The sequence below is a fragment of the Streptomyces sp. NPDC001549 genome (assembly GCF_042894025.1).
Taxonomy (GTDB): Bacteria; Actinomycetota; Actinomycetes; order Streptomycetales; family Streptomycetaceae; genus Streptomyces; species Streptomyces kutzneri.
The window spans coordinates 41,964-67,896 of the sequence record NZ_JBIAVJ010000033.1; the positions used below are offsets into that span (position 1 = coordinate 41,964).

The 25,933-nt window shown below is 72.2% G+C and carries 14 protein-coding genes and 1 pseudogene; 10 read left to right on the top strand and 5 right to left on the bottom strand.

Annotated features, from left to right (window positions below; genetic code table 11):
* Nucleotides 1-121 precede the first annotated feature (121 nt).
* Nucleotides 122-1,765 carry an AMP-binding protein gene (locus tag ACFY04_RS37600; protein WP_389124286.1) on the bottom strand — a complete coding sequence of 548 codons (1,644 nt, stop codon included), beginning with the start codon at nucleotides 1,763-1,765 and terminating at the stop codon, nucleotides 122-124.
* Nucleotides 1,766-1,856: 91 nt separating this feature from the next.
* Here ACFY04_RS37600 and ACFY04_RS37605 point away from each other — a divergent pair, with 91 nt between their 5' ends.
* From ACFY04_RS37605 to ACFY04_RS37640, 8 genes are all read left to right on the top strand, one after another.
* Nucleotides 1,857-2,162: a hypothetical protein gene (locus ACFY04_RS37605; RefSeq protein WP_389124288.1), complete on the top strand. Its 306-nt coding sequence runs from the start codon at nucleotides 1,857-1,859 to the stop codon at nucleotides 2,160-2,162.
* A gap of 146 nt (nucleotides 2,163-2,308) precedes the next feature.
* Nucleotides 2,309-3,433, top strand: coding sequence for a glutamate--cysteine ligase (locus ACFY04_RS37610; RefSeq protein WP_389124291.1), 1,125 nt, complete (start codon nucleotides 2,309-2,311; stop codon nucleotides 3,431-3,433).
* Between the two features lie 286 nt (nucleotides 3,434-3,719).
* A complete protein-coding gene (locus ACFY04_RS37615) occupies nucleotides 3,720-5,075 on the top strand; it encodes an MFS transporter (RefSeq protein WP_389124293.1) in 1,356 nt (451 codons plus the stop codon).
* 102 nt (nucleotides 5,076-5,177) lie between these two features.
* The gene (locus ACFY04_RS37620) at nucleotides 5,178-6,515 is read left to right on the top strand and encodes a condensation domain-containing protein (protein ID WP_389124295.1); all 1,338 of its coding nucleotides are present in this window, start codon (nucleotides 5,178-5,180) and stop codon (nucleotides 6,513-6,515) included.
* A 472-nt stretch (nucleotides 6,516-6,987) separates the two neighbouring features.
* Nucleotides 6,988-10,170 carry an amino acid adenylation domain-containing protein gene (locus tag ACFY04_RS37625; RefSeq protein WP_389124298.1) on the top strand — a complete coding sequence of 1,061 codons (3,183 nt, stop codon included), beginning with the start codon at nucleotides 6,988-6,990 and terminating at the stop codon, nucleotides 10,168-10,170.
* A complete protein-coding gene (locus tag ACFY04_RS37630) occupies nucleotides 10,170-12,098 on the top strand; it encodes a non-ribosomal peptide synthetase (protein ID WP_389124301.1) in 1,929 nt (642 codons plus the stop codon). Before ACFY04_RS37625 ends, ACFY04_RS37630 begins: the two co-directional genes overlap by 1 nt.
* A gap of 1 nt (nucleotide 12,099) precedes the next feature.
* Nucleotides 12,100-13,995, top strand: a complete 1,896-nt coding sequence (locus ACFY04_RS37635) for an amino acid adenylation domain-containing protein (protein WP_389124303.1) — start codon at nucleotides 12,100-12,102, stop codon at nucleotides 13,993-13,995.
* The gene (locus tag ACFY04_RS37640; RefSeq protein WP_389124305.1) at nucleotides 13,985-17,005 is read left to right on the top strand and encodes a condensation domain-containing protein; all 3,021 of its coding nucleotides are present in this window, start codon (nucleotides 13,985-13,987) and stop codon (nucleotides 17,003-17,005) included. Before ACFY04_RS37635 ends, ACFY04_RS37640 begins: the two co-directional genes overlap by 11 nt.
* A gap of 259 nt (nucleotides 17,006-17,264) precedes the next feature.
* Here ACFY04_RS37640 and ACFY04_RS37645 read toward each other — a convergent pair whose 3' ends face one another.
* The gene (locus tag ACFY04_RS37645) at nucleotides 17,265-17,933 is read right to left on the bottom strand and encodes a nucleotidyltransferase domain-containing protein (protein WP_389124307.1); all 669 of its coding nucleotides are present in this window, start codon (nucleotides 17,931-17,933) and stop codon (nucleotides 17,265-17,267) included.
* 121 nt (nucleotides 17,934-18,054) lie between these two features.
* Between ACFY04_RS37645 and ACFY04_RS37650 the strand changes: the two genes are divergently transcribed.
* On the top strand, nucleotides 18,055-19,173 hold the full coding sequence (locus tag ACFY04_RS37650; RefSeq protein ID WP_389124309.1) for a hypothetical protein: 1,119 nt from the start codon (nucleotides 18,055-18,057) through the stop codon (nucleotides 19,171-19,173).
* 854 nt (nucleotides 19,174-20,027) lie between these two features.
* Here ACFY04_RS37650 and ACFY04_RS37655 read toward each other — a convergent pair.
* The 3 genes from ACFY04_RS37655 to ACFY04_RS37665 all read right to left on the bottom strand — a co-directional run bounded on the left by ACFY04_RS37655 (nucleotide 20,028) and on the right by ACFY04_RS37665 (nucleotide 22,280).
* Entirely contained in the window at nucleotides 20,028-20,285 is a 258-nt protein-coding gene (locus tag ACFY04_RS37655) for a hypothetical protein (RefSeq protein ID WP_389124312.1), read from the bottom strand.
* 791 nt (nucleotides 20,286-21,076) lie between these two features.
* On the bottom strand, nucleotides 21,077-21,874 hold the full coding sequence (locus ACFY04_RS37660) for a hypothetical protein (RefSeq protein ID WP_389124315.1): 798 nt from the start codon (nucleotides 21,872-21,874) through the stop codon (nucleotides 21,077-21,079).
* Between the two features lie 91 nt (nucleotides 21,875-21,965).
* Entirely contained in the window at nucleotides 21,966-22,280 is a 315-nt protein-coding gene (locus tag ACFY04_RS37665; RefSeq protein ID WP_389124317.1) for a hypothetical protein, read from the bottom strand.
* 2,228 nt (nucleotides 22,281-24,508) lie between these two features.
* Between ACFY04_RS37665 and ACFY04_RS37670 the strand changes: the two are divergent.
* Nucleotides 24,509-25,174, top strand: a pseudogene (locus ACFY04_RS37670) (SMI1/KNR4 family protein); the annotation flags it as partial.
* Nucleotides 25,175-25,933 lie beyond the last annotated feature (759 nt).

The following is a 25,933-nucleotide window of genomic DNA, read 5'->3' on the forward strand; positions in this document are numbered from 1 at the left end:
CCTCGAACCGCTCCAGCCGGCCCCGGCAGTCCCCGGCGTCGGTCCCGAACAGGGCGGCCGGTATTGGCGCGTCGAGCGGGCCCAGGTGGCGCAGGAGCTTCTCCGGCCGGCCCCGGCGGGGTCAGGCGCTGCCGGCCGCGGTCTCCGCCTTGAGCAGGCGGGTCGCCATCGCGCGCATCTCGATCTTGCGGATCTTCCCGGTGACGGTCATCGGGAACTCCTCCACGACGTGGACGTAGCGGGGGATCTTGAAGTGGGCGAGCCGGCCCGCGCAGTACGCGCGCACGGCCTGCGCGGTCAGCGGCTCGGCCCCCGCGCGCATCCGTACCCACGCCATCAGTTCCTCCCCGTACTTCGGGTCGGGCACCCCGATGACCTGGACGTCCATGATGTCGGGGTGGGCGTGGAGGAACTCCTCGATCTCGCGGGGGTAGAGGTTCTCGCCTCCCCGGATCACCATGTCCTTGATCCGGCCGGTGATGCTCAGGTAGCCGTCACCGTCCATGACCGCCAGGTCGCCGGTGTGCATCCAGCCGTCCGGATCGACGGCCTCGGCGGTCTTCTCGGGCTCGCCCCAGTAACCGAGCATCACCGAGTAGCCGCGGGTGCACAGTTCTCCCGGGGTGCCGCGCGCTACGGTCCGGCCGGACTGCGGATCGACCACCTTGACCTCCAGGTGCGGGCCGACGCGGCCCACCGTGGAGACCCGGCGCTCGACCGAGTCGTCCACACGGGTCTGCGTGGACACGGGGGAGGTCTCCGTCATGCCGTAACAGATGCAGACCTCGGTCATTCCCATCCGCTCGATGACCTCGTTCATGACCTCCACCGGGCAGGGCGAACCCGCCATGATCCCGGTGCGCAGGCTCGACAGGTCGTACCCGTCGAACCCGGGGGCGGCCAGTTCGGCGATGAACATGGTGGGGACCCCGTACAGGGAGGTGCAGGCCTCCGCCTCCACCGCCGCCAGCGTCGCCGCCGGGTCGAAGGCGGGCGCGGGAATCACCATCGTTGCGCCGTGGCTGGTGCAGGCGAGGTTGCCCATCACCATCCCGAAACAGTGGTAGAAGGGGACCGGGATGCACACCCGGTCGCGTTCGTCGTAGCCGCACAGCTCGCCCACGAAGAAGCCGTTGTTGAGGATGTTGTGGTGCGAGAGGGTGGCTCCCTTGGGGAAGCCCGTGGTGCCCGAGGTGTACTGGATGTTGATCGGGTCGTCCGGGCTCAGTGCAGCCTGCGCCCGCGCCAGTGCGGCCGGATCGGCCCCGCGCCCGCGTTCCAGCAGAGCGTCCCACCGCGGCCCGTCGAACAGGATGGTGAACTCCAGCCCCGGGCAGCGCGGCCGGACCTCCTCGATCATCGCCGCGTAGCCGGAGGTCTTGAAGCGCTCCGCCGCGACCAGCAGCCGGATGCCGGACTGCCCGAGCACGTACTCCAGCTCGTGGGAGCGGTACGCCGGGTTCACGGTGACCAGGATCGCCCCGATCTTCGCGGTGGCGTACTGCACCAGCGTCCACTCGGCGCGGTTGGGCGCCCAGATGCCGACCCGGTCGCCCCGGACGATCCCGAGGTCCAGCAGCCCCAGGGCGAGGGCGTCCACCTCGGCGGCCAGCTCCGCGTACGTCCACCGGCGGCCGGCGGCCACGTCCACGAGGGCGTCCCGGCCGGGGAAGCGTCGTACGGTCCGGTCGAGGTTGTCCCCGATCGTCTCGCGGAGCAGCGGGACTTCGGAACTCCCGGACGCACGACTCGACGCTACGGACACACGTACCTCCTGCACTCACTGCGGCGATGACGGCCAACGCGCACGCCCATGATCCCCTCCCGGCGGGCCGCGGCACCAGAGGTGCGGGGGCGTGGCAGCGCTCCGCTCACGCACCCGCTTCGGGGTGACATTTCGCGCACATGTGCCCGTGGGGGCCGGCGCGGTCGTCGACCTAAATGCCGACGGCGTCATCTCGCCGGAGGAGCACCGGCGACTCGTGGAGACCTGGAACGGCCGCCCGGCCGACCTGGACGGCGTCTTCGAGCTGCTCGCCCCGGAGGGCGCCGGCCACCTCGGCCGCGAGCGCTTCGCCCTCCTCTGGCGCCAGTTCTGGATCAGCGACGACCCGGCGGACCCGGGCAACATGCTCTGCGGCCGAATCCTCGGCCCCCGGTGAGGAACGCCCTCCCGCCGACGCCCTCCCGCCGACGCCCGCGACCGTGGTCCCCAGCCCGGTGGGTCCCCTTCCGCATATCCACGGCGGGGCCGGGCAGACGCTGACAACCGATCGGTGAACAGGACGGCGAAGAGAGGGGCGAATGCATGCGGAGCGTCGGCGTGGAGGAAGAGCTGCTGCTGGCGGACGCGGACAGCGGGGAGCCGCTGGCCGTGTCGGGAGCAGTGCTCGCCGCAGCCGACCGCGCCGCAACCGCCAGTGCGGCGGACGGAACGGAGTCCGGCCACACGTTCGAGGCGGAGCTCCAGGAGGAGCAGGTCGAGTTCGGCACGAAACCGGTGACGGAGATCGGCGAGCTGCAGGAGGAGATCCTCCGGTGGCGCGCCGAGGCCGCCCGGCACGCCGCGGCGGCGGGTGCGGTCGTGGCGGCGATCGGCACCTCACCGCTGGCCGTCCGACCCTCGATGTCCCCCGGACACCGGTACGAGTGGGTGTCGCGGCAGTTCGGCATGACCGCGCAGGAGCAGCTGACCTGCGGCTGCCACGTCCACGTGGCGGTGGAGTCGGACGAGGAGGGCGTGGCCGTACTGGACCGCATCCGGCTCTGGCTGCCCGTACTGACCGCGATGAGCGCGAATTCCCCGTTCTGGCAGGGCGAGGACACCGGGTACGGCAGCTATCGCAGCCGGGTCTGGAACCGGCTGCCCGCGGCCGGGCCGGTGGACGTCTTCGGCTCTGCGGACCGCTATCACGCGGAGGTGCGGGCCATGGTCGAGTCGGGCGTGCTGCGCGACGAGGGGATGATCTGGTTCGACGCGCGGTTGTCCGCCTCCTACCCGACGGTGGAGGTCAGGGTGGCGGACGTGTGTCTCGACGCGTCGACCCCCGTCCTGCTGGCCGCCCTCGTGCGCGCCCTGGTGGAGACCGCGGCCCGGAAGTGGCGAGCCGGTGAACCGCCGGCCAGGGTCAGCACCGGGCTGCTCCGGCTGGCGTCGTGGCAGGCGGGCCGCTCGGGACTCGACGGTCCGCTGCTGCACCCCGAGACGCTGCGGGAGACCGCGCCTGAGGCCGCCGTCGACGCGCTGTACCGCTACGTCGGCGAAGCCCTGGCCGACTCCGGCGACGAGGGGCTCGTGCGGGCCGCAATCGCCGGCCTCCTGGAGCACGGCAACGGCGCGCGCGTCCAGCGGAACCTGCTGCGGTCGGAGGGGGACCTGGCCGCGGTCGTCCGGCATTGCGCGCGCCGGACCGCCGCCGGTGTGGCGTCATAGCGGACGGAACAGGCGCTTCCGCGGGAGCGTGATCTTGGGTGAGTCTTTTCGGTCAGAATGGAACCCGTTACTCAGGGTAAGGAAGGTCGCTCGGCGCCTCCCTGTGCTCCCTGTCCTCCCTTGCCCCACCTGTCCCGCATTGCATGCACACCGGCAGGAATTCACGCGGCCGTACCCCGTGTAGTGCGAAGGATTTCCCGATCTGTGTCCACGACAGCGCAAAACAAGTCCGAAAGTGACAGGTTTGCTTTGACTGTTGAGCGATGGATCCGTGAATGTCGTTCACATGTCCGACACATCCCGAGCCACCGCCGGTGGCCCTCTGCGCTTGCGCGACTTCCGACTGTTACTCGCGGGAGCTGCCACCGGACAGCTCGGTGCACAAGTGACACTGGTGGCGCTGCCCCTCGTGGCCGTCCTCGAACTCGACGCCCCTGCCCTCCAGGTGGGCCTCCTGACCGCCGCGGAGACCGCCGCCTTCCTGCTCGTCGGGCTGCCCGCCGGCGCGCTCACCGACCGCATGCGCAAGCGGCCCCTGATGATCCGCGCGGACCTGGTGCGCGCCGTCGCCATGGCCAGCATCCCCGTCGCCGCGCTCGCCGGCGTCCTGACCATGGCCCAGCTCTACCTCGTCGCGCTCGTGACGGGCGTGGCGACCGTGTTCTTCGACGTCGCCCATCAGAGCTACCTGCCGCAGATCCTGCCCCGTGATCAACTCGTGGCCGGCAACGGCGCCCTGGAGACCGTCCGTTCCACCGCCCAGGTGACCGGCCCCGGTATCGGCGGCGGACTGGTCCAGCTCGTCGGAGCGCAGTTCGCGGTCACCGTCGACGCCATCGGCTACGTGCTCTCCGCCCTCTTCCTCCAGCGCGTCGAGCGGGCCGAGGAAGCGCCCGAGCCCGCTGCCGCCGGGGGCTCCCTGCGCAAGGAGATCGGCGAGGGCGTCCGCTTCGTCTTCGGCCATCCGCTGCTCCGCGTCATCGCCCTCACGACCGGCCTCGCCAACTTCTGTACGGCCGTCCTCATGGCGACGCAGACCGTGCATCTCGTCCGTGTCGTCGGCCTGGAGGCCGGGGGGCTCGGACTGGTGCTGTCCGCGTCGGCCGTGGGAGGTCTCCTGGGCGCCCTGTGCGCCGGGCGCCTCGCAGCCCGGCTGGGGCAGGCCCGGGTCATGCTCCTGTCCGTCCTTGTGTCCGGCCCGTTCGCGCTGCTGTGGCCCCTGTCCGGGCACGGTGTCCCCGGGGCGGTCCTCTTCGCCGCCGGATCGGCGGTCGTCTCCTTCGGCGCCGTCGTCTACAACGTCGCCCAGGTCAGCTTCCGCCAAGGCATGTGCCCACCGCGGCTGCTCGGCCGGATGAACGCCACCCTGCGCTTCCTCATGTGGGGCACCCTGCCGCTGGGCGCGCTCCTCGGCGGAGCCCTCGCCCAGTCCTACGGTTCGCGTACGGCACTCGCCTGCTGCGCCGTCGGCATCCTCGCCGTACCACTGCCGCTGCTGCTCTCCCCGCTGCGCCGGATGCGGGACCTGCCCGGTCCGCAGGACGACGGTGGCGCCGGCGGCACGGGCGCCGACCGCGGGACACCCCGGGACACGGCCTCCGCCGACGGTGACGAACGGCCGGCCCCCGCACCCACCGTCTGACGCTCGACCGACCACCGTACGGCGACCGGGGACAACCCCTGCACGGGCACCGCCCGCCGCGCCACCGTTCCGCACGACCGCGGCCACGACAGAGAGGACCACGTGCTCAGCATCACGAGTCAGTACCTGGCCCGCTACCGGCGTCTCACCGACGACCGGTCCGACATCCTGCTGCCGGTCACCGGAGCACAGCGCCGCTTCCAGCTGGTGCGTTCGCTGGACCCGTCCGGACGCCCCGACGTGGTGCCGATGTTCTTCGCGTTCCCGCACGGGACCGTCGACCCCGAACGCCTGCGGGCGGCGGCATCCCGGCTCGCCGCTCGGCACACCGCCCTGCGCTCGCGGCCCGCCGTCATCCGCGGTACCCCCGTCCTGCGCGTCGCCGATCCGGACGTCGTCGTGACCCGGCCGGACCTCGTACCGGGGGAGTCGCCCGCCGACGCGCTCCGTCGCGCGCTGGACTCCTGGGATGCGCAGGGTCCCCCCTTGCGGCTCTTCCTCGTACACGATGCGGAGCGGGCGGAGGACATCCTCGCCGTCGCCCTGGACCACGCCGTCTGTGACGGCCGTTCGCTGGCGCGGATCGTCGACGAACTCGGCGCCGCCTACAGCGAGGAGCCCGCCGCGTCCCACGCAGCACCGGGGGAGACGGCAGCCGAACTCGCCGCCTACCAGGACGCGGTCCTGCGCCAACTCGCTGCCGAGGAACGGGCGGACACGCCCGAAGCAGCCGCGTACTGGGCGGACCGGCTGAGCGCGTTGCACGCCCACGCTCCGGCGCCCCGTCCGGCCCGCGTGCCCGAGGGCGCACGGCCCAGCGGCGCGGCGCAGGCCCGGCTGCCCGCGCACGACGGTGGCGTGTCCTTCCCCGGACTGCTCGATGCCTGCCGCTCCGCGGCCCGCGAGCTGTACGGCCCCGGATCCGGCCGCGCCGTCCCGCTCGGCTACCCGTGGGGCGGCCGGCCCCCGGGAGCGGAGCCGGTCGTCGGATGTTTCCTCAACACCCTCGTCTTCCCCGCCGACACCGACACCGACACCGACACCGACACCGGCACCGACACCGGCACCGGCCGCGGACCCGGCCCGGAGGCGACGGCCGACGCGTGGTGGGACGACCTCGACCGGGCCGACGTACCGTTCGACGCGGTCGTGGCCGCGGTGCGGGCCACCGGCTCGGGCTGGACCGGAGGCCTCGACGGACTGCTCACCGTGGACGACGACAGCCGTCGCCCGCCCCTGGTGCTCGCCGGTGTCGAGGGACGGGAGGTCCACGTCGACGGCAGACCGGTACGCGGACCCTTCGCCGTCTCCGTCACCCAGGGCGCGGAGATCCGTCTGCGGATGGTCTGGGACCGGGCGGTACTGGACGACGAGACCGCGCACCGGGCCTTCGACGCGCTCACCCACGCGCTGCGCCCCTCGGATCACACCCTGCAGTGACCCCGCCGTCCCACCGCCCCGCCGCTCCGCGCCCGGACGCCGCCTCGTGCTGTGACCGGCAAGGTTCGCAAGTACGTCCAGTACGAGCCGCGGCCCTCCGCCTTGCGAAGCTTCCCCCAGGCCCTGCGGGCCTGGGGAGACCCCATGCACCGGACGACGCAACCCGGCAAACCTTCCCAGCCACAGCACCAGGTCCGTGCGCCACGGCGGCACCACCCTCCCCCGGGAACGACGCGCACGTGTCCGCTCCCGCGGCGCCGCGCACCGGCGCTCACGCGTACCCGGCACCGCCCGCACCACCCGCACCGCCCGGCACTAGGCGCATCCCACGCCGCCGCGCACCCCGAGCTTCCCCCACGGCATCCCCCCACGCAGTAAGCGGCGCCGCGCGACCCGCGTAGCCGCCCGCACGACGACCGGACACGACCGTGGCCGGCACCGGAGACCGACCCGACAACCTCAGGGATCGCCCATGCTTCCGCTCTCCTCCTCGCAGGAGATCGTCTGGCTGCACGAGCAGATGCAGCCCGGCAGTCGCGCCTACAACTTCACCGCCTCACTGGACCTGTGGGGCACCCTCGACACCGAGGCGCTGCGCCGCGGGCTCGCCGCCACCTTGGCACGCCACCCCGGTCTGCGGCTCGAACTCGTCGCCTCCACCGGGTCCGTACCGGCCCAGCGGGTCGCGTCGCAGTGTGCGCCGAGACTGCACACGGCCGACCTCAGCACCGAGGAGGACCCCGAGGCGGCCTTCGCCCGCCTCCTGCGCACGGAGGCCGAGACACCGCTCGACACCTTCGAGGCACCGCTGATCCGCTGGACGCTCGTGCGACTGGCCGAACGCCACCACCGGCTGGTCCACGTCGAGCACCACCTGATCCACGACGGGCACTCCTTCGCGATCCTGCTCGACGACGTCTTCCGCGTCTACCGGGCCCACGTCCTCGGCGAGACCCTGGAGCTCCCGCCCGCCTCCTCGTACGCGGACCACGTCCGGGAGCGGGCCGAGGCCGCGTACGCTCCCGAATCGCTCGACTTCTGGCGGGCCGAACTGCGCGACCAGCAGCACGACCTGCCGCTGCCGGGCCTGACCCGCCCCGGCGCCCGCCGCAAGCACCACGGCGGACAGCTGCGCCAGACGATCGGCGCCGATCTCACCGAACGCCTGCGCGCGCACGCCCGTACACGCGGTCTCACCCCCTTCTCCACGCTCCTCGGACTGTTCGCCGAACTCCTGCGCCGCCACAGCGGCCGCTCCCGGATGGTCATCGGCACCGCCGTCGGCAACCGCCCCCTCGGCTACGAGGACGCCGTCGGCATGTTCGTCAACACCATCCCGCTGCCGCTGGCCCTGGACGGCGCCGCCCCCGCCCAGGACGCCATGGACGAGGTCACCGACACCCTCATCCGGGCCCTGCCGCACCAGGACGTACCGGTCCAGGAGCTGACCCGGGCGCTCGGCATGCACACCTCCGGCGCCGACAACCCGCTCTTCTCCGTCATGTTCAGCGCCCACGACGCGCCGCTGCCCGAGATCGACGTGCCCGGCCTCGACATCACCCTCTTCGAGGGCTTCAACACCGGCACCACCCGCTTCGACCTCGACGTGGTCCTGCTCCCGGACGACCGGCGCGGCGTCACCCCGCGCCACGGCTCGCCCGGCATGACGCTGGTCTGGGACTACGACATGGACCTCTTCGGCGAAGACGTCGCCCGGCTGCTCTCCGGCCGCTTCCTGGACCTGCTGCGCGCCTATCTCGACAGCCCCGAGACCCCGCTGGCCGACCTGGAACCGACCGCCGCGGAGCCGGCCGCCGAGCCCGTGCCCGTCCCGGCCGACCGCGATCCGCTGGATCCCGTCGCCGCGCACCACCCGTCGCAGCCGGCCCTGCTGTGCGGCGCCCGCCGTCTCACCTACGGCGAACTCGACGACCGCGTCCGCTCGCTCGCCGAGCGACTGCGCGCCGCCGGTGTGACGCCCGGCCGGCCGGTGGCCGTGGTCCTGCCCAGGGGGATCGACTCGGTCGTCGCCCTGCTCGCATGCCTGCGGACCGGCGCCGTCTACTGCCCGCTGTCCCCGTCCGATCCGCCCGCCCGGCTCGGTCTGCTGCTGGAGCGGCTCGCCCCGGCGCTGGTCCTCACCGGTGACGGCACCCCGGCCCTGCCGGAAGCACTGCCGACAGCCCGGATCGACGCTCCGGTACTGCCTCCCGCACTCGGAACCACCGCACTTCCCGGCACCGCGTACGTCATCCACACCTCCGGTTCCACCGGGCTGCCGAAGCCGGTCGCCGTCGGCCCCGCGGCGCTCGTGCACCATCTGACCGCGGCCGCCGACCGGTTCGGCCTCACCACCTCGGACCGCGTCCTGATGTTCGCCCAGCCGTCCTTCGACGTGGCGCTCGAGGAGGTGCTGCCGGCCCTGCACGCCGGTGCGTGCCTGGTCCTGCCCGAGTACGAGGTGCCCACGGGCGCGGAGCTCGCCGAACTGCTGGGATCCGCCCGGGTCACCGTCGCCAACCTGCCCACCAGCTACTTCCTCGCCACCCGCGAGGACCTGCGTCCCGCACTGCGTGACGGGAGCTGGGCGCCCAGGCTCCTGGTCCTCGGCGGCGAGCGCCTTCCCGTGGAGGCACTGCGCGGCATCCTCACCGACACCGACGCCACCGTGCTCAACGTGTACGGCGTCACGGAGGCCGCCATCAGCTCGACCGTCCACGAGGTCTCCCGCGACGCCCTCGCCGAGGGTGCCGAGATCCCCCTGGGCACCGAGCTCCCGGGCGAGCGGATCCACGTCCTGGACGCCCACCACCGCCCGCTGCCGTCCGGCGCGGTCGGTGAACTCGCCGTCGCCGGACCTGGTCTCGCCGAGGGCTACGCGGGCAACGAGGAGGCGACGGCCGCCCGGTTCGTGACCGTCGACGCACTCGACGGGCAGCGCGTCTACCTCACCGGCGACCTCGGCTACCGCGGTCTGGACGGTCTGCTGTACTTCCTCGGGCGGCGCGACAACCAGATCAAACTGCGCGGCCACCGCATCGAGCTGGAGGAGATCGAGGCGGCGGCGTCCGCCGTGCTGGGCGGCCGGTCCTGCGCCGTCGTACTGGACCGGGAGAGCCCCGGCGGACCCCGGCTCGTCGGCTTCCTCGAAGACGGAGCCGACGGCGCGGCCTTCGACGAGAAGGCGCTGCACGCCGAGCTGAGCCGCCGCCTGCCCGGCCCCCTCGTGCCCGGCCGGTGGGCACGGCTGGACACGATGCCGACCCTCGCCGGCGGCAAGCCCGACCGTACGGCACTGTCCCGCCGAGCGGCGGAGCTCGACCCCGACGACGCCGCGACCCCCGAGCCCGGAACCGGATCCGGATCCGAGCCGGGTCCTGCGGCCACCGCCGCGTCCGCCACGTCCGCCGCGTCCGACGATCCGATGACGGCTCTGCTCACGGAAGGCTGGCGCAAGGTCCTCGGCCACAGCCGGTTCGACGCCCGCTCCCACTTCTTCCACAGCGGGGGCCATTCCCTGCTGGCCGCGGAGCTGGCCGCCTGGCTGGAGCCCCGGCTGGGCACGCGCCCGCCGCTGAAGGTGCTCTTCCGCAACCCCGTGCTCGCCGACCAGGCCGAAGCCCTCGCCACCACCGCCCTTTCCACGGAGTCGTGATGACCCAGTCCCCGACCGCGCCCGCCCTTCCCGCCATGCCCCTCGGCCTCGACACCGACACCGACACCGCGCCGAGCGTCGCCCATGGACCCTCCGCCCAACCGACCCGTGTGCTCGCCCGCTTCGAGGACTGGGCCCGGCGTACCCCGCAGGCGCCGGCAGTGATCGACCGGACAGAGACCTGGACATACCAGGACCTCGACGCGGCGGCCGCGCTGGTCGCCGCCGACCTGGCCGACCGCGTCCGGCCCGGTGACCTCGTCGGCGTCTGCCTCGACCGGTCCACCGCCCTGGTGGTGACCGCCGTCGCGCTCGCCCGGATCGGCGCCGTCTACCTGCCGCTCGGCCCCCGCCCCGGCGAACGCCGCATCCAGGCCGTCACCGAGGACCTCGACATCGCCTGCCTCATCGGCGACCCCGCTGTCCTGCCCGCGGAACACCGCAGCGGGGAGCACTCCCCGCTGCTGCTGCCCACCGACGGTGTCAACGCCCCCGCCGCCGCGGTGGCGGCCTTCACCGACACGGTCCGCGGCACCCGGCGCGCACCCGAGGGCGCCCTGTACGCCGTCCTCACCTCCGGTTCCACCGGCCGCCCCAAGGCGGTCGCCGTGGCCGAGCCCTCGCTCTCCGTCGCCCTCGACTGGTACCGGGCCGAGACCGGCCTCGCGCCGGGCGACCGCCAGTCCCTGCTCATCGGTGTCGCGTTCGACCCGCACCTGCTGGAACTGTGGGCCGCCCTGACCTCAGGTGCCGCCCTCGTCCCGGCCCCGGACGACACCCGCTGGGACTCGCACCTACTCACCGACTGGTGGCGTGACGCCGCGCTCACCCACGCCGTGGCGGCCACTCCCACCGTCGAGCCGCTCCTGGACCGGCCGTGGCCGCAAGATCTGGCGCTCCGTCACCTCGTCGTCGGCGGCGACCGCATGCGCCGCCGCCCCGGCGCCGACGTCACCGCGACCGTCCACAACGCCTACGGCCCCGCGGAAGCCACCGTCGTCACCACCACCCACACCATGCGCGGCACCGACCCGGAGGCCGGCGACCTGACCCCGCCCCCCATCGGCACCGCGCTGCCGGGCGTCACCCTCGTCGTCACGGACGACGAAGGCCGCCCCGTCGCCCGCGGGCAGGAGGGTGAACTGCGCGTCGGCGGCCACTGCCTGGCGCTCGGGTACCTCGACCCCGAACTCACCGCACGCCGGTTCACCCCGCCTCCACAGGACCTGGCGCTGCCCGAGATCGACCGCCTCTACCGCACCGGTGACCGGGTCCGGATGAACGCCGACGGCAGCCTGGACTTCCTCGGCCGCCTCGACGACCAGGTGAAGATCAGCGGGGTGCGGATCGAACCGGTCGAGGTGGAAGCCGCCTTCGAGCAGGACCCCCGGGTGCGCACCGCCGTCGTCACCGTGCTGCGCGACAGCTCCGGCCACGTCCGCCTCGTCGCACACGTACGGCCCGCCGACGGCGCCCGACCCGCGACCGGTGACCTCCTCGACACGGTCCGGTCCTGGCTCCCCGAGCAGGCCGTCCCCGCCGCCGTACGGATCGTCGACGGCTTCCCGCTCGACGCCAACGGCAAGGTGGACCGGCCCGCCCTGGCAGCCCAGGCCCAGGCCTCGGCCCCCGTGCCGCCCAGGACCACCACCACGGACGACCTCGCCGACGCCACCGCCACCGCCACCGCCTCCGAGCGGCTCGTGCTGGCGACCGTACGCGACCTCCTCGGCCGGCCCGGCATCGGCCTCGGCGACAACTTCACCGACGCCGGCGGCACCTCCGTCGTCGCCGCACGACTGCTGGCCACCGTCGAACGCGAGGCCGGAGTACGCCTGCGCGCCCCCGAGCTGCTGCGCAGCACCGACCTGCGCGCCTTCGCCGCCCTCCTCGACCAGCGCCGGACCCCGCGCCCGGAAGGAGCCTGACATGACACCCACCACCCCGCGGCCCACCACCGCGCAGCCCACCACCGCGCAGCCCGCCGCCCCGCAGCCCACCACCCCGCAGCCCACCACCGCGCAGCCCGCCGCCCCGGCGACCGCCCTGCCGGCGCTCGTCGCGCGGCACGCCGAGCTCACCCCCGACGCCCTCGCCGTCGTGGACGGCGACACCACCCTGACGTACGGCCGTCTCCTCCAGGCCGGCCGCGCCCTCGCGGCACACCTGCGCGCACACGAGGTGGCTCGCGGCGACCGGGTGGCGCTCCTGACGGCGCGGTCGTCCCGTACGGTCGTCGCCCAGCTCGGGCTGTGGCTGGCGGGAGCCGTGTGCGTGCCGCTCGACCCCGCCCAGCCCCGCCCGCGCACCGAGGCGATGATCGCCGACGCGGAGGTGAAGCTCACCGTCGGCGACGCGAAGCTGCTGGAGGCGGCCACCCTCCCCGGTCCCGTCCTCGCCCTGCCCGAGGAGCCGCTCACGGCCGGTCGGCCGGTCGACGAGTCCGACCCCGACAGCCCGGCGTTCATCATGTTCACCTCCGGTTCCACCGGCCGCCCCAAGGGCGTCCTCGTACCGCAGCGGGCCATTGCCGAGCTGGTCACCGCACCCGACTACGTCACCCTCACCGGCCGCGACCGCGTCCTGTTCCACTCGCCCATGACCTTCGACGCCTCGACGTTCGAAGTCTGGGCCGCGCTCGCCAACGGCGCCGCGGTCGTCGTCTGCACCGAGCAGCGGCCCTCCCTGGAGGACCTGGCCCGGCACGTGGAGCGGCACGGCGTGACGGTGGCGTTCTTCACCACGGCCCTCTTCCACCAGCTCGCCGCCCGCCGCTCCCGCGTCTTCGCCCAGCTCCGCTCGGTCGTCGTGGGCGGCGAGGCGATGGCCGCCGCCCAGGCCCGTGAGGTGCTCACCGCCTTCCCCTGGCTTGAGCTCGTCAACGGCTACGGGCCGACCGAGACGACCACCTTCGCAACCGCCCACCGGGTCACCGAGCAGGACTGCGAGGGGCAGATACCGATCGGCAGGCCCGTCTCCGGCGCCACGGCACACGTCCTGGACGCCGACGGCCACCCGGCGGCCGACGGCGACCGGGGCGAACTGTGGATCGGCGGCAGCAGGCTCGCCCACGGGTACACGGGACTGCCCGCACTCACCGCCGAACGGTTCGTCGAGCATCCCGCAGCCGGCGGGCGGCTCTACCGAACGGGCGACATCGTCTCCCTCCGGCCCGACGGCATCCTGCAGTTCCACGGCCGCAACGACGACCAGGTGAAGGTCCGCGGCTTCCGCATCGAACCCGCCGAGGTCGAACACGCCCTCCGCGAGCAGCCGGACGTGGACGACGCCGCCGTCACGGTCGATGGCGCCGGCACCCCCGAGGCGCGCCTCGTCGCGTTCGTCGTCGCCGCGCCCGGCCCTGTAGCGCACGGCGCGGCGCTGCGCGGGCGGCTCACCGCGGTCCTGCCCGCCCACCTGGTTCCCGACACGGTCACCGTGCTGGAGCGGCTTCCCCTCACCCCGGCCGGCAAGGTCGACCGGCGCGCACTCACCGCACGCGCGCACGCTGCCGAGGAGCAGCCCGCCGACGAGCCGGCGGCGCGGATGACACCGCTGGAACAGGCCGTCGCCGAGGTGTGGAGCCAGGCACTGGGCAACGAGGTCACCCGAGCCGACGACGAGTTCCTCCTCCTCGGAGGCCATTCCCTCCTCGCCCTCGCCGTCACCGACGACCTGCGCGAGGAACTCGGCGTAGAACTGTCCCTCGCCGAGTTCTTCGCCGCCCCGACCGTCGCCGCACAGGCCGCGCTGGTCGAACGCGCCCTCCTGGCCACCCACGCAGACCTCCACCCCGAGACCCCGGAGCACAGCGATGTCCACTGACACCGACTCCGCGGCCCGCGACCGCAGGCAGCAACTCCAGCAGGAGCTGCTGCGCCGGGCCCGCGCCGGAAGCGCCCGGCGCGCGACGGCCGAGCCCACCGCAGGTGCGAGCGCAGGTGCGAGCGCGGGCCAGGGCGGCCGCGTACCGCAGGACACCGCCCACTCCGGCTCGGCCACCACTGCCCCGCAGGCCGCAGGCGTCCCCCTCTCCCGCGCTCAGCGCCGCATGTGGCTGATGGAGCGGCTCGGCGGCGCGGGCGACTCGTACCACGTACCGTTCGCCACCCGTCTGCGCGGTCCGTTCGATGTGGCCGCGTTCTCCACCGCCCTCACCCAGCTGGTGGCCCGGCACGCCATTCTCCGCACCCGCTACACGGAGCACGAGGGCGTGCCCTGCCAGGAGGTGCTCCCGACGCCGCGGACCGTCCCCGTCCACGTCGTCGACACCGGCGCGACGGACGCCCCGGAGCTGCTGCGGCGCGAGACGGGCCGGCCGTTCGACCTCGCGGCCGGCGACGCGGTACGGGCGCTCGTCCTGCGCCACGGCCCGCAGGACCACACCGTGCTGCTGACGTTCCACCACATCGCCGTGGACGGCGCCTCACTGGAGACCGTGGCCGCCGAACTCGCCGTCCTCTACACGGCGGCCACCGACGGAACGAGCGGGCACGCACTCGCCGCACCGCCCCGGTACGCCGACCACGCGCGCCGCGAGCACGAGGCCCTGCCCGGCTTCGAGGAGGACCTGAACCGCTGGAGCGCCCTGCTGGCCGATGCCACCCCACCGCGCCTGCCCCAGCCGGCGGCGGCCGGGCCGCACACGACCGTGCGGCCCGGGGCCGCGCACCTCGTGCCCCTGGCGCCGACCGTGCCCGACGCCCTGCGGGCGCTGGGTGCACAGCGGCAGGCCACGCTCTTCGCGGTGTCGCTCACCGCGGCCTTCGCCGCACTGCACCGCCTCACCGGCGACGACGACCTCGTCATCGGCGTGGCGGGCACCCACCGCAGCGGAACCGCCATGCGCGGCCTCGTCGGCCTGTGCGTCAACACCCTTCCCGTACGGGTGGACGTCTCCGGCGACCCCTCCTTCGCCCAACTGCTGCGCCGCGTGAGCGACGCGCTCCTCGAAGCCCAGCGCCACCGGCACATCCCCTTCGACCTGGTCCTCGAACGCCTCGGCGCCGGGGCGCGCGGCGCCGACGGCACCGCACTGGTCCGCGTCACCTCCGACGTCCTCGGCGAGCCGACGGTACTCCGGCTGCCGGATACGTCGGCCGAGTACGTCGACATCCCCTCCGACGGCGCCAAGTTCACCTTGTCCTACGGCATCGTGCCGGGGGGCGACGCCGCCCAGCCCCAGGCGCTCGTCCAGTACGACCCGAACACGCTGGACGACACCGTCGCCGAGGCGGCCGTACGGGACTACGCGGCCCTGCTCCACGCGGTCGCCGCCGACCCGGAACTCGCCCTGGGCAAGCTGCCCCTCCCCGGCCCGAACGACGGCTCCCGGTCGCAGGACGACGCCGGCCCCCAGGACGGCGCCGCCCCGGAGGGCGACCGTCACCCGGCCGCGAAGGCCCTGCGTGCCCACCCGAGCGTCGCCGACGCCACGGTGGTCCGGCCCGAGCAAGGGCCGCCCGTGGCCTATGCCGTCCTCCACGACAGCGTCGGCCCGTCCGGTCACGAACTGCTGGGCCTGCTGCGCCGGTCGCTCGCGCCCGAGGACGTGCCCGCCACGGTCACGCTGCTCGACGCGCTGCCGCGCTCGGCCGCCGGTCCGCTCGACCACGCCCGGCTGCCCGCGCCGTCCACGCCGAACGCCCCGTCCGGACCCCGGGCCGCAGCGGTCAAGGACACCTTCACCGCTGTGCTCGGCGTCTTGCCGTCGCCGGACGACGACTTCTTCGCCCTCGGCGGCCACTCCCTGAAAGCCGTGCAGCTCGCCGAACGGCTGCGCACGGACCTCGGATTGCCGCTCACGGGCCTCGACGTGCTCCAGGCCCGTACGCCCCGGGCGCTGACGGCGCTCCTCGACGAACGGGCGGCGCAGCAGAGCGCCGCGAAGACCGCGAGGAGGCCGGCCCCCCGCTCCCGGGACATCCGTCCGGGCACGGTGCTGGTCACCGGCGCGACGGGCGGCGTCGGCGCGTTCGTCGTGCGTGAACTCGCCGCGCAGGGCCGCCCCGTGCTGGCGCTGGCCCGGCCCGAGTCCGCCCATCTGATCGCCACCGAGGGCGTCGACGTCATCGAAGGCGACTTCTCCGACCTGGCCGGGCTGCGGGACGCCGTCGCGCAGGCCGACGCCGTCGTCCACGCCGCCTGCACCTTCACCCGGCACGACGTCGACCTGGCGGCGATGGAGGCGATGGTCGACGCCTGGCGGCGCGGTCCCTTCGTCTTCGTCAGCAGCGTCGACGCCTACGGGCACCCCGGGACGGACCGGGTCGCCGAGGAGGCGCCGCCCCACGAGCCCGTCAGCCCGTACGGGAGGGCCAAGCTGGACTGCGAGTCCATGGTGCTGCGCGCCGCGGGGACCGCGGGACGCGGGGGCGGGAGCGCCGTGCGGTCACCGATCGTCTGGGGCGCGCACGACCGGCTGCGCGAACAGCTGCGCTGGGGCGCCATCGGCACGCTCTACCAGGCCGCCCGCGAGGGCCGCCCGATCGACCTGCCCCGTCCCGGTACCGGCGGACACGACTGGTACGGAGCCGCCTGGGTGCACGCAGCCGCCTTGGCCCGCGCGGTGGCCGAGTGCCTGGATCGGCCCGTGCACGGAGTCGCCAACGCGTGCAGCGGCCACGTGTCCTGGCACGACCTGGCACAGGACCTCACGGACCTGCTCGGCACCCGCGCGGACCTCCGCACGACCGAGGCGGTTCCCCGGGACCTCGATCACCGCTGGCACTACGACAGCGCACGCCTGGCCCGGCCTCTCCGCGCCCGCCCGGGAGAGGACCGGCGGACCGTGCTGGCAGAGATGACCGGCGCCGTGCCCCCCGGCAACGCCTGACAGGCCCCCTGCGCCCGGAGTCCCCGAGAAGACTCCGGGCGCGGCACACCCGAGGCGTGACCCGACCCTGCCGAGGGCCCGATCCCGGCCGCGTCCCTCCTTGATCGCCACGGTCCACCGGTCGGGTTCCTGACCGGGGCGGGCCGGCCGGTACAGGCCGGCGGTGGGAAGGCCTGGGCGAGGTGGGCGACGGCAGGGTTCACGGCCCGCTCCCTCAGCTTGGATTCCGCCACCTCGTGGGCAGGCGGGCCGGGCTTCATCACCGCTGCTCCCCGTCGCAGGGAAGGTGGTCCAGGAGTTCTTTCTGCGGCGGATTCCGGTACCGCTCCGGCAGTCCGAGCCGGTCGATCCACGGGTGCGCCCCGTACGTTCTGAGGATGGCTGCGGCCAGCCAGATCCTCTGTGCCGGCGCGAGGGACGGAAGGGCCGCGGTGAGATCGGTCTCGTCCTTGGGACGGGGCTCCTTGGCCTTGTAGTAGAGCTGGACCTCGGGGGTCACGTAGGGGATGCCGCCCGCGCTGATGGCACCGAGTTCTGCCACGGGACGGTGCACGGCGGTGTCGCGGCGGGACATCCACAGCCCGTCTTGCGCCTCGTCCAGCATGATCTGGAGGCGCCACGGCGCTCCGGGCCCGGGCCGGCACCAGACGTCATGGATACCCAGATGCAGGTACTCGTCGGGCTGCCAGGGGCGCAAGGTGCCGGGCGGGTCGGCAGCCCACCACTCCCATCCGGCAAGTGCGCGCTGTACGGCGAGCTGGTCATCGCGCAGGACCAGGACGTCGATGTCGTCGTGCTCGCGGATGGGGTGCCCGACGGCGAGTTCGATGGCGTGTCCCCCCGCGATCCACCAGGGGATCTCGGCCCAGCGGAACAAGTCGGCCACCTCGGGCACGGACGCGGGCTCCCAGGCTGGTCCGGTGGTCATTCCGGGAGCGTAGCGGTTCAGCGGCGGGTGCTGACTACGGAGTCATCGTGCCGAGACGGCAACGGTGTTGTTCAAAACCTGACAACCTGACGGGACGCTGAACCGCCTGGGAGGACTCGCCATGACCGAAACTCTGATTGACGCCACCGACACCGGCGGAGACGACGCCGATCGGGAGGCCGTCGAGCATGAGCGGGCCGAGCTGCGGGAGTTCATCAAAGGGCTGAGCGCGGACGACATCAAGTCCGGCGGCTGGTTCACCAAGCTCAGTGCCCAGGCCCTGAGTTCCTACACCGACAAGGTCAACTGGCAGTACTTCCAGGAGCGGTACGAGGGCGTACCCGCGGACGCCGTGGTCGAGCAGCGGATCAAGATGGCGGCCCGGTACGCCGCGCTCGAAGGCGGGCTCTCCGCCGGTGCCTACTCGGCGGCCGTCGTCGCCACCATCGGGAGCCTTGGCGGTGCCTCGCCGGCGACGTTCCCGGCCGCCGTCGCGACCGTCATGGTCGACGTCGCGTTCATCACCCGGCTCCAGCTCCGCCTCGCCTACGACATCGCAGTCCTCTACCGGGTCCCGCTCGACCTGTCCGACCCCGATGACATGTGGAAGCTCATCCGAGTGGCCTTCACGATCAAGAGCGGGGAAGTGGTCCGGGAAGGCGTGGTCAAGGCGGTCCCGGTCTTCGTGCGGCCGGTGATCAAGCGCTTCTACTCCGGGACGGTCCTGACCGCCGCGAAGGGATTCCCCGTCGTGGGTAAGCACCTCCTGCAACGCAACATCATCAAGATCGGTATCCCTGCGGTCGGCGTACCCCTCGCAGTGCTGTTGAACCGCTATACGACGCTGCTCGCGGGGCGCCACGCGCAAGCCGTCTTCCGGAACGAGGCCCGGGTGATCGAACTCGCCGAGAGCCTGAGCGAGCGGAGCCGGCACCCGCAGTTGATGCTGTGGGTCGCGTGGCTCGTCATCACGGCGGACCAGAAGATTGCCGACGACGAGACGCTGTTGATGCGGCACCTGGTGACGCTGGTCCGGGACCGGCATCAGGTGGTCGACGAACGCCTCGCGCACATTGTCGACATGGATCCCGCCGAGGTGTGGCGACGCCTGGACGCCGAGCCGGGGGATCTGAGCGACGTCCTCGACGCGGCCGACCGGGTGGCCACGGTGGACGGCGCCGTCAACGCGCGCGAAAAGGCCGTCATCTCCGAACTCCAAGATCGCTGCCGCCGAGCCTGACGCCGGGAGCCGGACGGGCGGTTCGACGGCGCCGGGGGGCCGGGCGCGCGTTCACGGGCCTCGGCCAGGTGCTCGCGGAGGCTGACCGGGGCCTGTCCGCCGAAAGCCGCATCCGCCGCGGCCGCCCGCTGGGCACCCGGGCCTCGTCCCAGTTCGCCGGACGATCGCCGAGCCCCGGCCCACGTCCCCGAACTCTTCGACGCGTACGGCAACATCGGCCCCACCCTCTGGTGGAACGGCCGCATCATCGGCGGCTGGGCCCAACGCCCCGACGGCGAGATCGCCATCACAGGACGGTCGGCGCCGAGCAGCGAGGCCCCCGGGTGCGCGGGTCAGGGTGTTGTGACGACGCGGGTCAGAGTGAGCCCTGGAGGTACACGCGACTGTGGTCGACCCCGGACGCGGCCGAGAAGGCTATGGAGCGGTTGTCGCTGGTCACCGAGATCTGCTGCCGACCGGCGTCGGTCACGACGACACGTACGGTGCGGTCGCGCCGGTCCGGATGCTCCGCCGCGATGCCCGTGATGCGCAGCTCGTCCGCAACCGGTGAACCGGTACTGGGGCAATGGCGTGAGCACGACGTCGGCCGTCACCGGCGGCCGCCACCCCGTCATCTCGAAGTCCTGCACGGCCGCGAACGCGAGGTGGCACTGCAGGGTATCGCCCGGTCCCCGGTCCCATCGTTCCGGGAACCGGGGCTCGAACCAGCGGTCCAGCTCGTACGACCCCTCAAGGTAGTGGACCGGGCCGTTCGGGCCCATCAGCCGGCGGCCTCCCGGACACTCCCGCTTGGTCGCTTTCGCGTACGGACAGTTGTTGGTGTGCTCCGTACCCTCCGGCACACCGACGCCGGTTCACCGTTGGTACTGCAGAGCGTCGGCACCCGCAGCGATGACTTCGGCGAGCCGGTTGGCGAAGTCCGCGTTGCATCCACCGAGCCGGACGAAACCGTGGCTGGCCACCGGCCCGTCGTTGCACAGGGAGGGAAGGGTCATGCCGGCGAGCGCGAGCGCGGCCTGCAGGTTGGTGACCGCGTCTTGGCCGTCCTGGTAGGCGGCGTCCTGACGCCGCTTGTACTGGATCCGCTCGGTGTGGGTCAGTTCGTACACCATGGTTCTTGCCTTTCGGTTCGGGTAGGGCAGGTGTGGGAGGTGAGGCGCCGGAGCGCGTCGTGGATTCGGTCGGTGCGGTCGGTGCGGTCGTCGAGGTGCGGCCCCCGGCCCGGCTCACCGCTCCGGGGCACACGGCTGCGATGGGCGCGGCGGCGCTGATCGTTTGGGCCGGCGCGCGCCGCAGATGCCAACGGGGCACGGCGGTGCCGAACGACGCGTAGCTCGGATGTGCCGTGGCAACCGGGGGCCCGGGGTGCGCGCCACGGCCTGGGCCGCAGCCCGGTGATCAGGGTCCGGACCTGGGCATGGACCGTCGGGTTGAGTCTGCGTACGGCCCGTGACTATCGGTTTCGATCTTCGTTTCAAGGGTGCAGGCGAGCACCCTTCTGACGCGTGGGGAGGACCGGGTTGTCCAGGAAGTCGGCGGCTGTCACCGCCTCCGCTCATCGCGGCCGCCCCGCACGGGATGCTCGGCACTCCTACGCCGTCGTCCGGCAGCGCCGTCCCCGCCGGCACGCTTGCGCGGGAACCTCACGGCCGGCCCCCCGTATGCGGCATCAGCACCACAGGCCGCCGGTCCCGGGACAGTCGGCCGGTCAGACACCACCGACGGTGCGAAGGTGAGCGCCCGGCCCTCCCGCGGGAGCGCACCGTCTCTCGCCGACCGGACAGCTGGAGAGGGCCGCGGCTGCCCCCGAGCCGCGGACACGACACCGGTCGTCTCTCCGAGGGCCGAGCCGGGAGCCGTAGCTGCGGCCTGCGCACGAGACACCGCCGCACGCGTACGACCGTCATGCGCCGTACCCGAATCTGCGCCCGCTGGACGGAGAGCGGCCTGTCCTTCTGTCTGCCGCGGAGTAGCCGGGACGGACAGCGTCCGGGCCACTGCGGGCTGTGGCCGGCTGCCCGGCCCCCAGCACAGAGGCCGGCGGGTTCCGGTGTCGTGGAGCGGTCTGGCGGGGCGGCCGCGTGAGCGTGATCTGGCGGACCAGCTGCTGGAAGCAGGCCAGCGCCGCGATGGCGGGAAGCGCGGACGACGTCTCGGCGGCGAGTGTTCTGGGTGCCTGGGCCACGCACAGAAGAGTGGCCAAGGTGGAGAACAGCAGAACGATCGACCAGGAATGAAGCGCGCGGCGCTGGTGCAGCGCGGACCTGAGGATGGACAGGGAGGCGACCGTCCAAGGCCCGTAGATCAGCAGGGGCCACCAGCTCACCACTTCGCGGGCCGTGTGGAGTCCGGCGCTGTGACGCAGGGCGTCGCAGATGGCCATCCCGCTGAGGACGCTCACCAGGGCGGCGATGACGGCGACCAGTACGGCGGTGAACAGGCTGCCCGTTTGCAGCAGGGTCGCCACCGGCTTCCTCGACGCGTTCCGGCGGTGCCCGCTGGAAGCTCGTTTGGGCGGCCGCTCGGCAGGGGCCTGGGTCTGCCTGAGCCCGGCGACGAGGCCGAATGTGCTGACCGTGTCACCGGTGTCGTCGTAGCCGACGCGGGTGAAGGACTCGGGATGTCCCGGTGAGGGGTTTTCCTGGAGCAGGTTCGCGAGCTCTTCCACCGGATCCCACTGCAGATGCGTCTCGTCGGACATGCCCAGCGGTTCCCCGTGTTCCGGCCGACGCCAGGACCCGGCGGTGGCCGGCTGGGGGTGAAGGCCGTGGGCGTCCGGGTATCCGTACGGCTCATGCACGGGAACTGCCGCCCGAGTGCTCGTCGACAGTCGTGGACGGTGGTGCGCTGTTCCCCGACCTCCGGTCGAACTCGACCTGGATCATGCTCATCGTGCGGAGGAAGTCCTCAAGGACCGAGGACGAGTAGCTCAGATCGATTTCCAGGCCCTCGTCTTCCAGCGTTGCGTTCCTGATCTTGCTGGAACCGGCTGATCCTGGAGTGAAAGTCCACTTTCCGATCCGGGTAGTCCCGGTGTGAAAACCACCTCCCCCTTCGCCTTCTTCTGGAGGCCTGCGGAAGAAGAAGGGGGGCTTTGCTGTTGTCATATTCCATAAACGCTAACGATGTTGGTCAGGGTATGCGCCATCCGGGTGATGGTGGCGGACGAGTAAGTGTTGACCCTGTCTCCTGTCGATTCCGGTAACACGACAAGAGCGCAGCGGCCATGCCCTGCCGCGCTGTTAATCCGCAGCTCAGGGAGACGATGGGTGTCGGGCCGACGCGGGCCCGCGACGGCCCTGCTGCGCGCCGCGCGCCCGCCTGACGGCGTTCCCATGGAGGACCGGACACGTCTCCGCATGTCGCCGGCTCGCCATATTTTCATTCCTCCATGTCGGTTCCCCGGCGTCAGACGGCCACCGCCGCGCATGAGCGCGCCGATCCACGGATCAAGCCCCGACTCGCCGACTGATCATCGGTAAAAGGGCTGAGATGCCAGGGTCGGCGGATTGCTGCGCATGGCTGCAAACGGAGGACGGGGCGCAACTCTGCATATGCCTCTGCGTTATGCCCGACGATCGACGGGGCCCAGATCGTGTGCCCCCTTGCGCATCAGCCTTCGAAAGGACCAGCTGTGGGACACCTCACCCTCTGGATCGTGCTGCTCTCTGCCGCACTGGGCACGGGTTGCACCGCGTTCACGTCATCAGGGACCGGCCGTCTGTGGCGCGTGGACGCCCTGGAGCTGAGGCGGCAGCAGCGCTTCAAGCATGTCCTGTCCTGTCATGTGGACGCCCTCCGGCTGTCTCGCCGGCAAGCCGCGGCAGAGGTGGAGAAGTCTGCGGGCGTCTCGGCCTGCCCGAGTGCGGAGCCGCTCCAGGCCGCCCATGAGCTGTGCTGGCCCCTGTGCTCCACGGGCTCGGTGATGCCGACGCCCAGTGACGAAGGCCCTGGCTCGCGATAGGCCTTCGATGCTACTGCCGTATGACGATGCGCCGATGATCTCGGACGGAATATCACGCAATTCCTTGCACCGGCACGGTGCGCACCTGGCCGAAAGGGCGGTCGACGGTGCCGGATCCCTTAAAAACCCCGGCAATCCGCACATCGTCGGCCGAGTAAAAACCCCGGCAATCCTCACATTGTCGGTTGCGTAAAAACCCCGGCAATCCGTACATTGCCGGATCTCGGCTCCGTGGCATCCGTCCTGAGCTGGTGGCGGTCGATGCAATTCCCGTTCGACGTGCCTCCGTGCTAAGGGTCGGTGAAAATAGCGGGATATACCCAAAATAAAAGAAATATCATCCATCTATTCGCTTTCCGTGCGACCAAGGAGTAGCTGATCTCGTGAAGGGGCATGAGCATGGCGCCTGTGATGACTTATCGGATCGCGACTCGTGGTCGACCGTGCGACGGCGTGTCCGGCCGGCGGCGGCACGGGCGGCGAGCGCGGTCCGGGCTGCACTGATGCGCGTGACGCGCCGCCTCGCCAAAGCAGGCACGGCCGGCGCGGTCACTCCGCCCAGGATGAAAAGTAGATCGGCACAAGTACTCCAAGACGAATACAGGGCGGGCTTCCCCCTGCCGTTGCCTCATCAAGCGAGCGCCACGAGCGACCCCCACGGATGTCCGTGGTGCCTTTCCCTCGGAAACCCCGACCCTCCCGTCCGGACCGACCCCGAGCGCTGAACGGAGGGTCTGCCGGTCGGTCTGCCTTCGACCAGCTGCACCGGATCCTTCTCGCCGAGCTGAACGCGGCCGGCCGGTTCGACCGGTCCCCGGCTTGTGTGGACGGCTCGCACCGCGATGAGCTGCACCCGCAGGTGGTCGCTCGTACCTACCTTTTAGAAACAAGAGGCCGGGCGGAATCGGACACACCGCCCAGGGGGTGGGGTGAGCATGCCGGCAGGGATGATCCCTTGCCGGCATGCGAATTCCTGTTCGGATCAAGGTGGTTGCGGCAGTCACGTTCTCCTTGGCGACACTCGCGGTCGGCGGTGCGGCGCAGGCCTCCGCCCCCGGGCCCTCTGCCAGGGCCCTCCCGGCCGTCACGGTGGAGCAGTCCGAGTCCAGGCCGGGAGAGGCGACCGCGTTCTGGCCAACGGCGCCAAGATCCAGGACATCGTGGGCGCCTACGGCTACGAGTTCCGGAGCAACTCGCCGGAGAACGACTTCGTCTTCTCCCTCGGCTACCCCGCCAACGGCTACAACCGGCCTGACTCGGACTTCGCGGACGACATGATGCGCTACTGCACCGGTGCCACCGTCGACGCGTCGAACCTCAACCCGCTCGACCAGCGGCGTCAGATGAGCTGTGACATGGGTGGCGGAGCATGCGAGAGAAACGGTCATGACCCGGCCCGACGCCGTGGTGCAGGACCTGGCCAGCTCACCCGGATGGATCGTCTTCGGGGACAACGGCGCGGGAGACCGGCTCGCGGTGGATCTGACACCCGGCCCGCGCGGACACACAGGTCAGGTCATCCTGATCGGTCACGAGAAGAGCATCGGCGCCGAAATCATGGCCGACTCCCTCACCGACCTGGCCTTGGGCCGGCTGAGGGAGGAATCCTTCGACCGGTCCGGGGGCCGGCTACCGGTACTGGCCGCGGTGGGAAGCGGCGGCCTGCGGACCACGCAGGCCGCCGCTCACCCCGCCCTGGAAGTCCTGTCCATCGGCGAGTGCGACGGCGCGCGGTTCAGCCTCGCCCCCCTCGTCGGGCTGCCCCAGTTGCGCACCCTCACAGCCCGTCCCGGCACGCTGGCCGACCCGTTGGAGATCACCGGGCTGACCGGACTGGAGTTCCTGGAGCTCGGCCCGCAGGAATGGCTCCTCCTCCTGGATGCCGGTGCCGTCCCCCGCACCTTGTCGGCCGCCGCCATCACGCCGCACGGCGATGAAGACCTCGTGCCCATCGCCAACGAACTCCTCGCCCTCTGGGGCCGGCCACAGATCGTGCAGGCCGTCCTCGAAGGAGACCTGGGCCCCGTGGCGGCGTAGCGGTGGGGTGCTCAGCGGGCCGGATGCGAGCGTCGTAGGTGCATCCGGCCGTTGGAGCGGGAACGCTCCGGCCCGTCTTGTTGAGTAAGTTCACCGTGCTGAGACCGTGCACCATCTGGTGTGTCAGCGGCGGCTGTTACGGTCCGGCCATGACGCGCCCCGACCGCGTAGACCGTGTACTCACCGTCCTGCGTCAACATCCTGATCTGGCGAGTCCGGCTGCGGGGTCCTTCGATTTCGATCGTGACCGGGCCGAGCACGTGGAAGAGGTCCGCCTGGCGAGCGGAACGCCGCTGAGGGCCGTGGCGGGCGACGACACCGGCGGAACCTTTTCGTATGTGCCGACGGGGCTGTCCTGTACGCGAGCTCCGCGTGCGCGTACGGGTTGCTGAACCGTCTTCGGCGTCCGCCGCTATGGCAGGCGGTCGTCGCTCCCGGCCTGGTTGCCCTCCACGGCAGAACGGAGGACCACGCTCTGCTGCAGCCCTGCGGGCGGCCGACCCCGATGTCCGCTTCCTGCTCGGCGGTTTCCCCGATTCCGCACGAGCGCTCACCCCGTGGGCGGCCGACTTCGACGTGTCGAACTACGGCCAGGATCCCCACACCGAGGACGGCCTCACCTGGACGGCGCCGGCCCGCCGCCAGGGGCGGACCGAACCGGCCCGTAACGCCGTCACGGCGAGGTGGAGGCAGCCGGGCAGTCCCTTCAACGGGTGGTCACGGTTCTCGACGGCCCACCGCCACCGCCGCCTCCCGATC

Coding starts and splice junctions, on each gene's coding strand:
- ACFY04_RS37610 (WP_389124291.1), top strand. CDS start 2,309: ATGCGGAGCGTCGGCGTGGAGGAAGAGCTGCTGCTGGCGGACGCGGAC.
- ACFY04_RS37615 (WP_389124293.1), top strand. CDS start 3,720: ATGTCCGACACATCCCGAGCCACCGCCGGTGGCCCTCTGCGCTTGCGC.
- ACFY04_RS37625 (WP_389124298.1), top strand. CDS start 6,988: ATGCTTCCGCTCTCCTCCTCGCAGGAGATCGTCTGGCTGCACGAGCAG.
- ACFY04_RS37630 (WP_389124301.1), top strand. CDS start 10,170: ATGACCCAGTCCCCGACCGCGCCCGCCCTTCCCGCCATGCCCCTCGGC.
- ACFY04_RS37635 (WP_389124303.1), top strand. CDS start 12,100: ATGACACCCACCACCCCGCGGCCCACCACCGCGCAGCCCACCACCGCG.
- ACFY04_RS37640 (WP_389124305.1), top strand. CDS start 13,985: ATGTCCACTGACACCGACTCCGCGGCCCGCGACCGCAGGCAGCAACTC.
- ACFY04_RS37645 (WP_389124307.1), bottom strand. CDS start 17,933: ATGACCACCGGACCAGCCTGGGAGCCCGCGTCCGTGCCCGAGGTGGCC.
- ACFY04_RS37650 (WP_389124309.1), top strand. CDS start 18,055: ATGACCGAAACTCTGATTGACGCCACCGACACCGGCGGAGACGACGCC.
- ACFY04_RS37655 (WP_389124312.1), bottom strand. CDS start 20,285: ATGGTGTACGAACTGACCCACACCGAGCGGATCCAGTACAAGCGGCGT.
- ACFY04_RS37660 (WP_389124315.1), bottom strand. CDS start 21,874: ATGTCCGACGAGACGCATCTGCAGTGGGATCCGGTGGAAGAGCTCGCG.
- ACFY04_RS37665 (WP_389124317.1), bottom strand. CDS start 22,280: ATGACAACAGCAAAGCCCCCCTTCTTCTTCCGCAGGCCTCCAGAAGAA.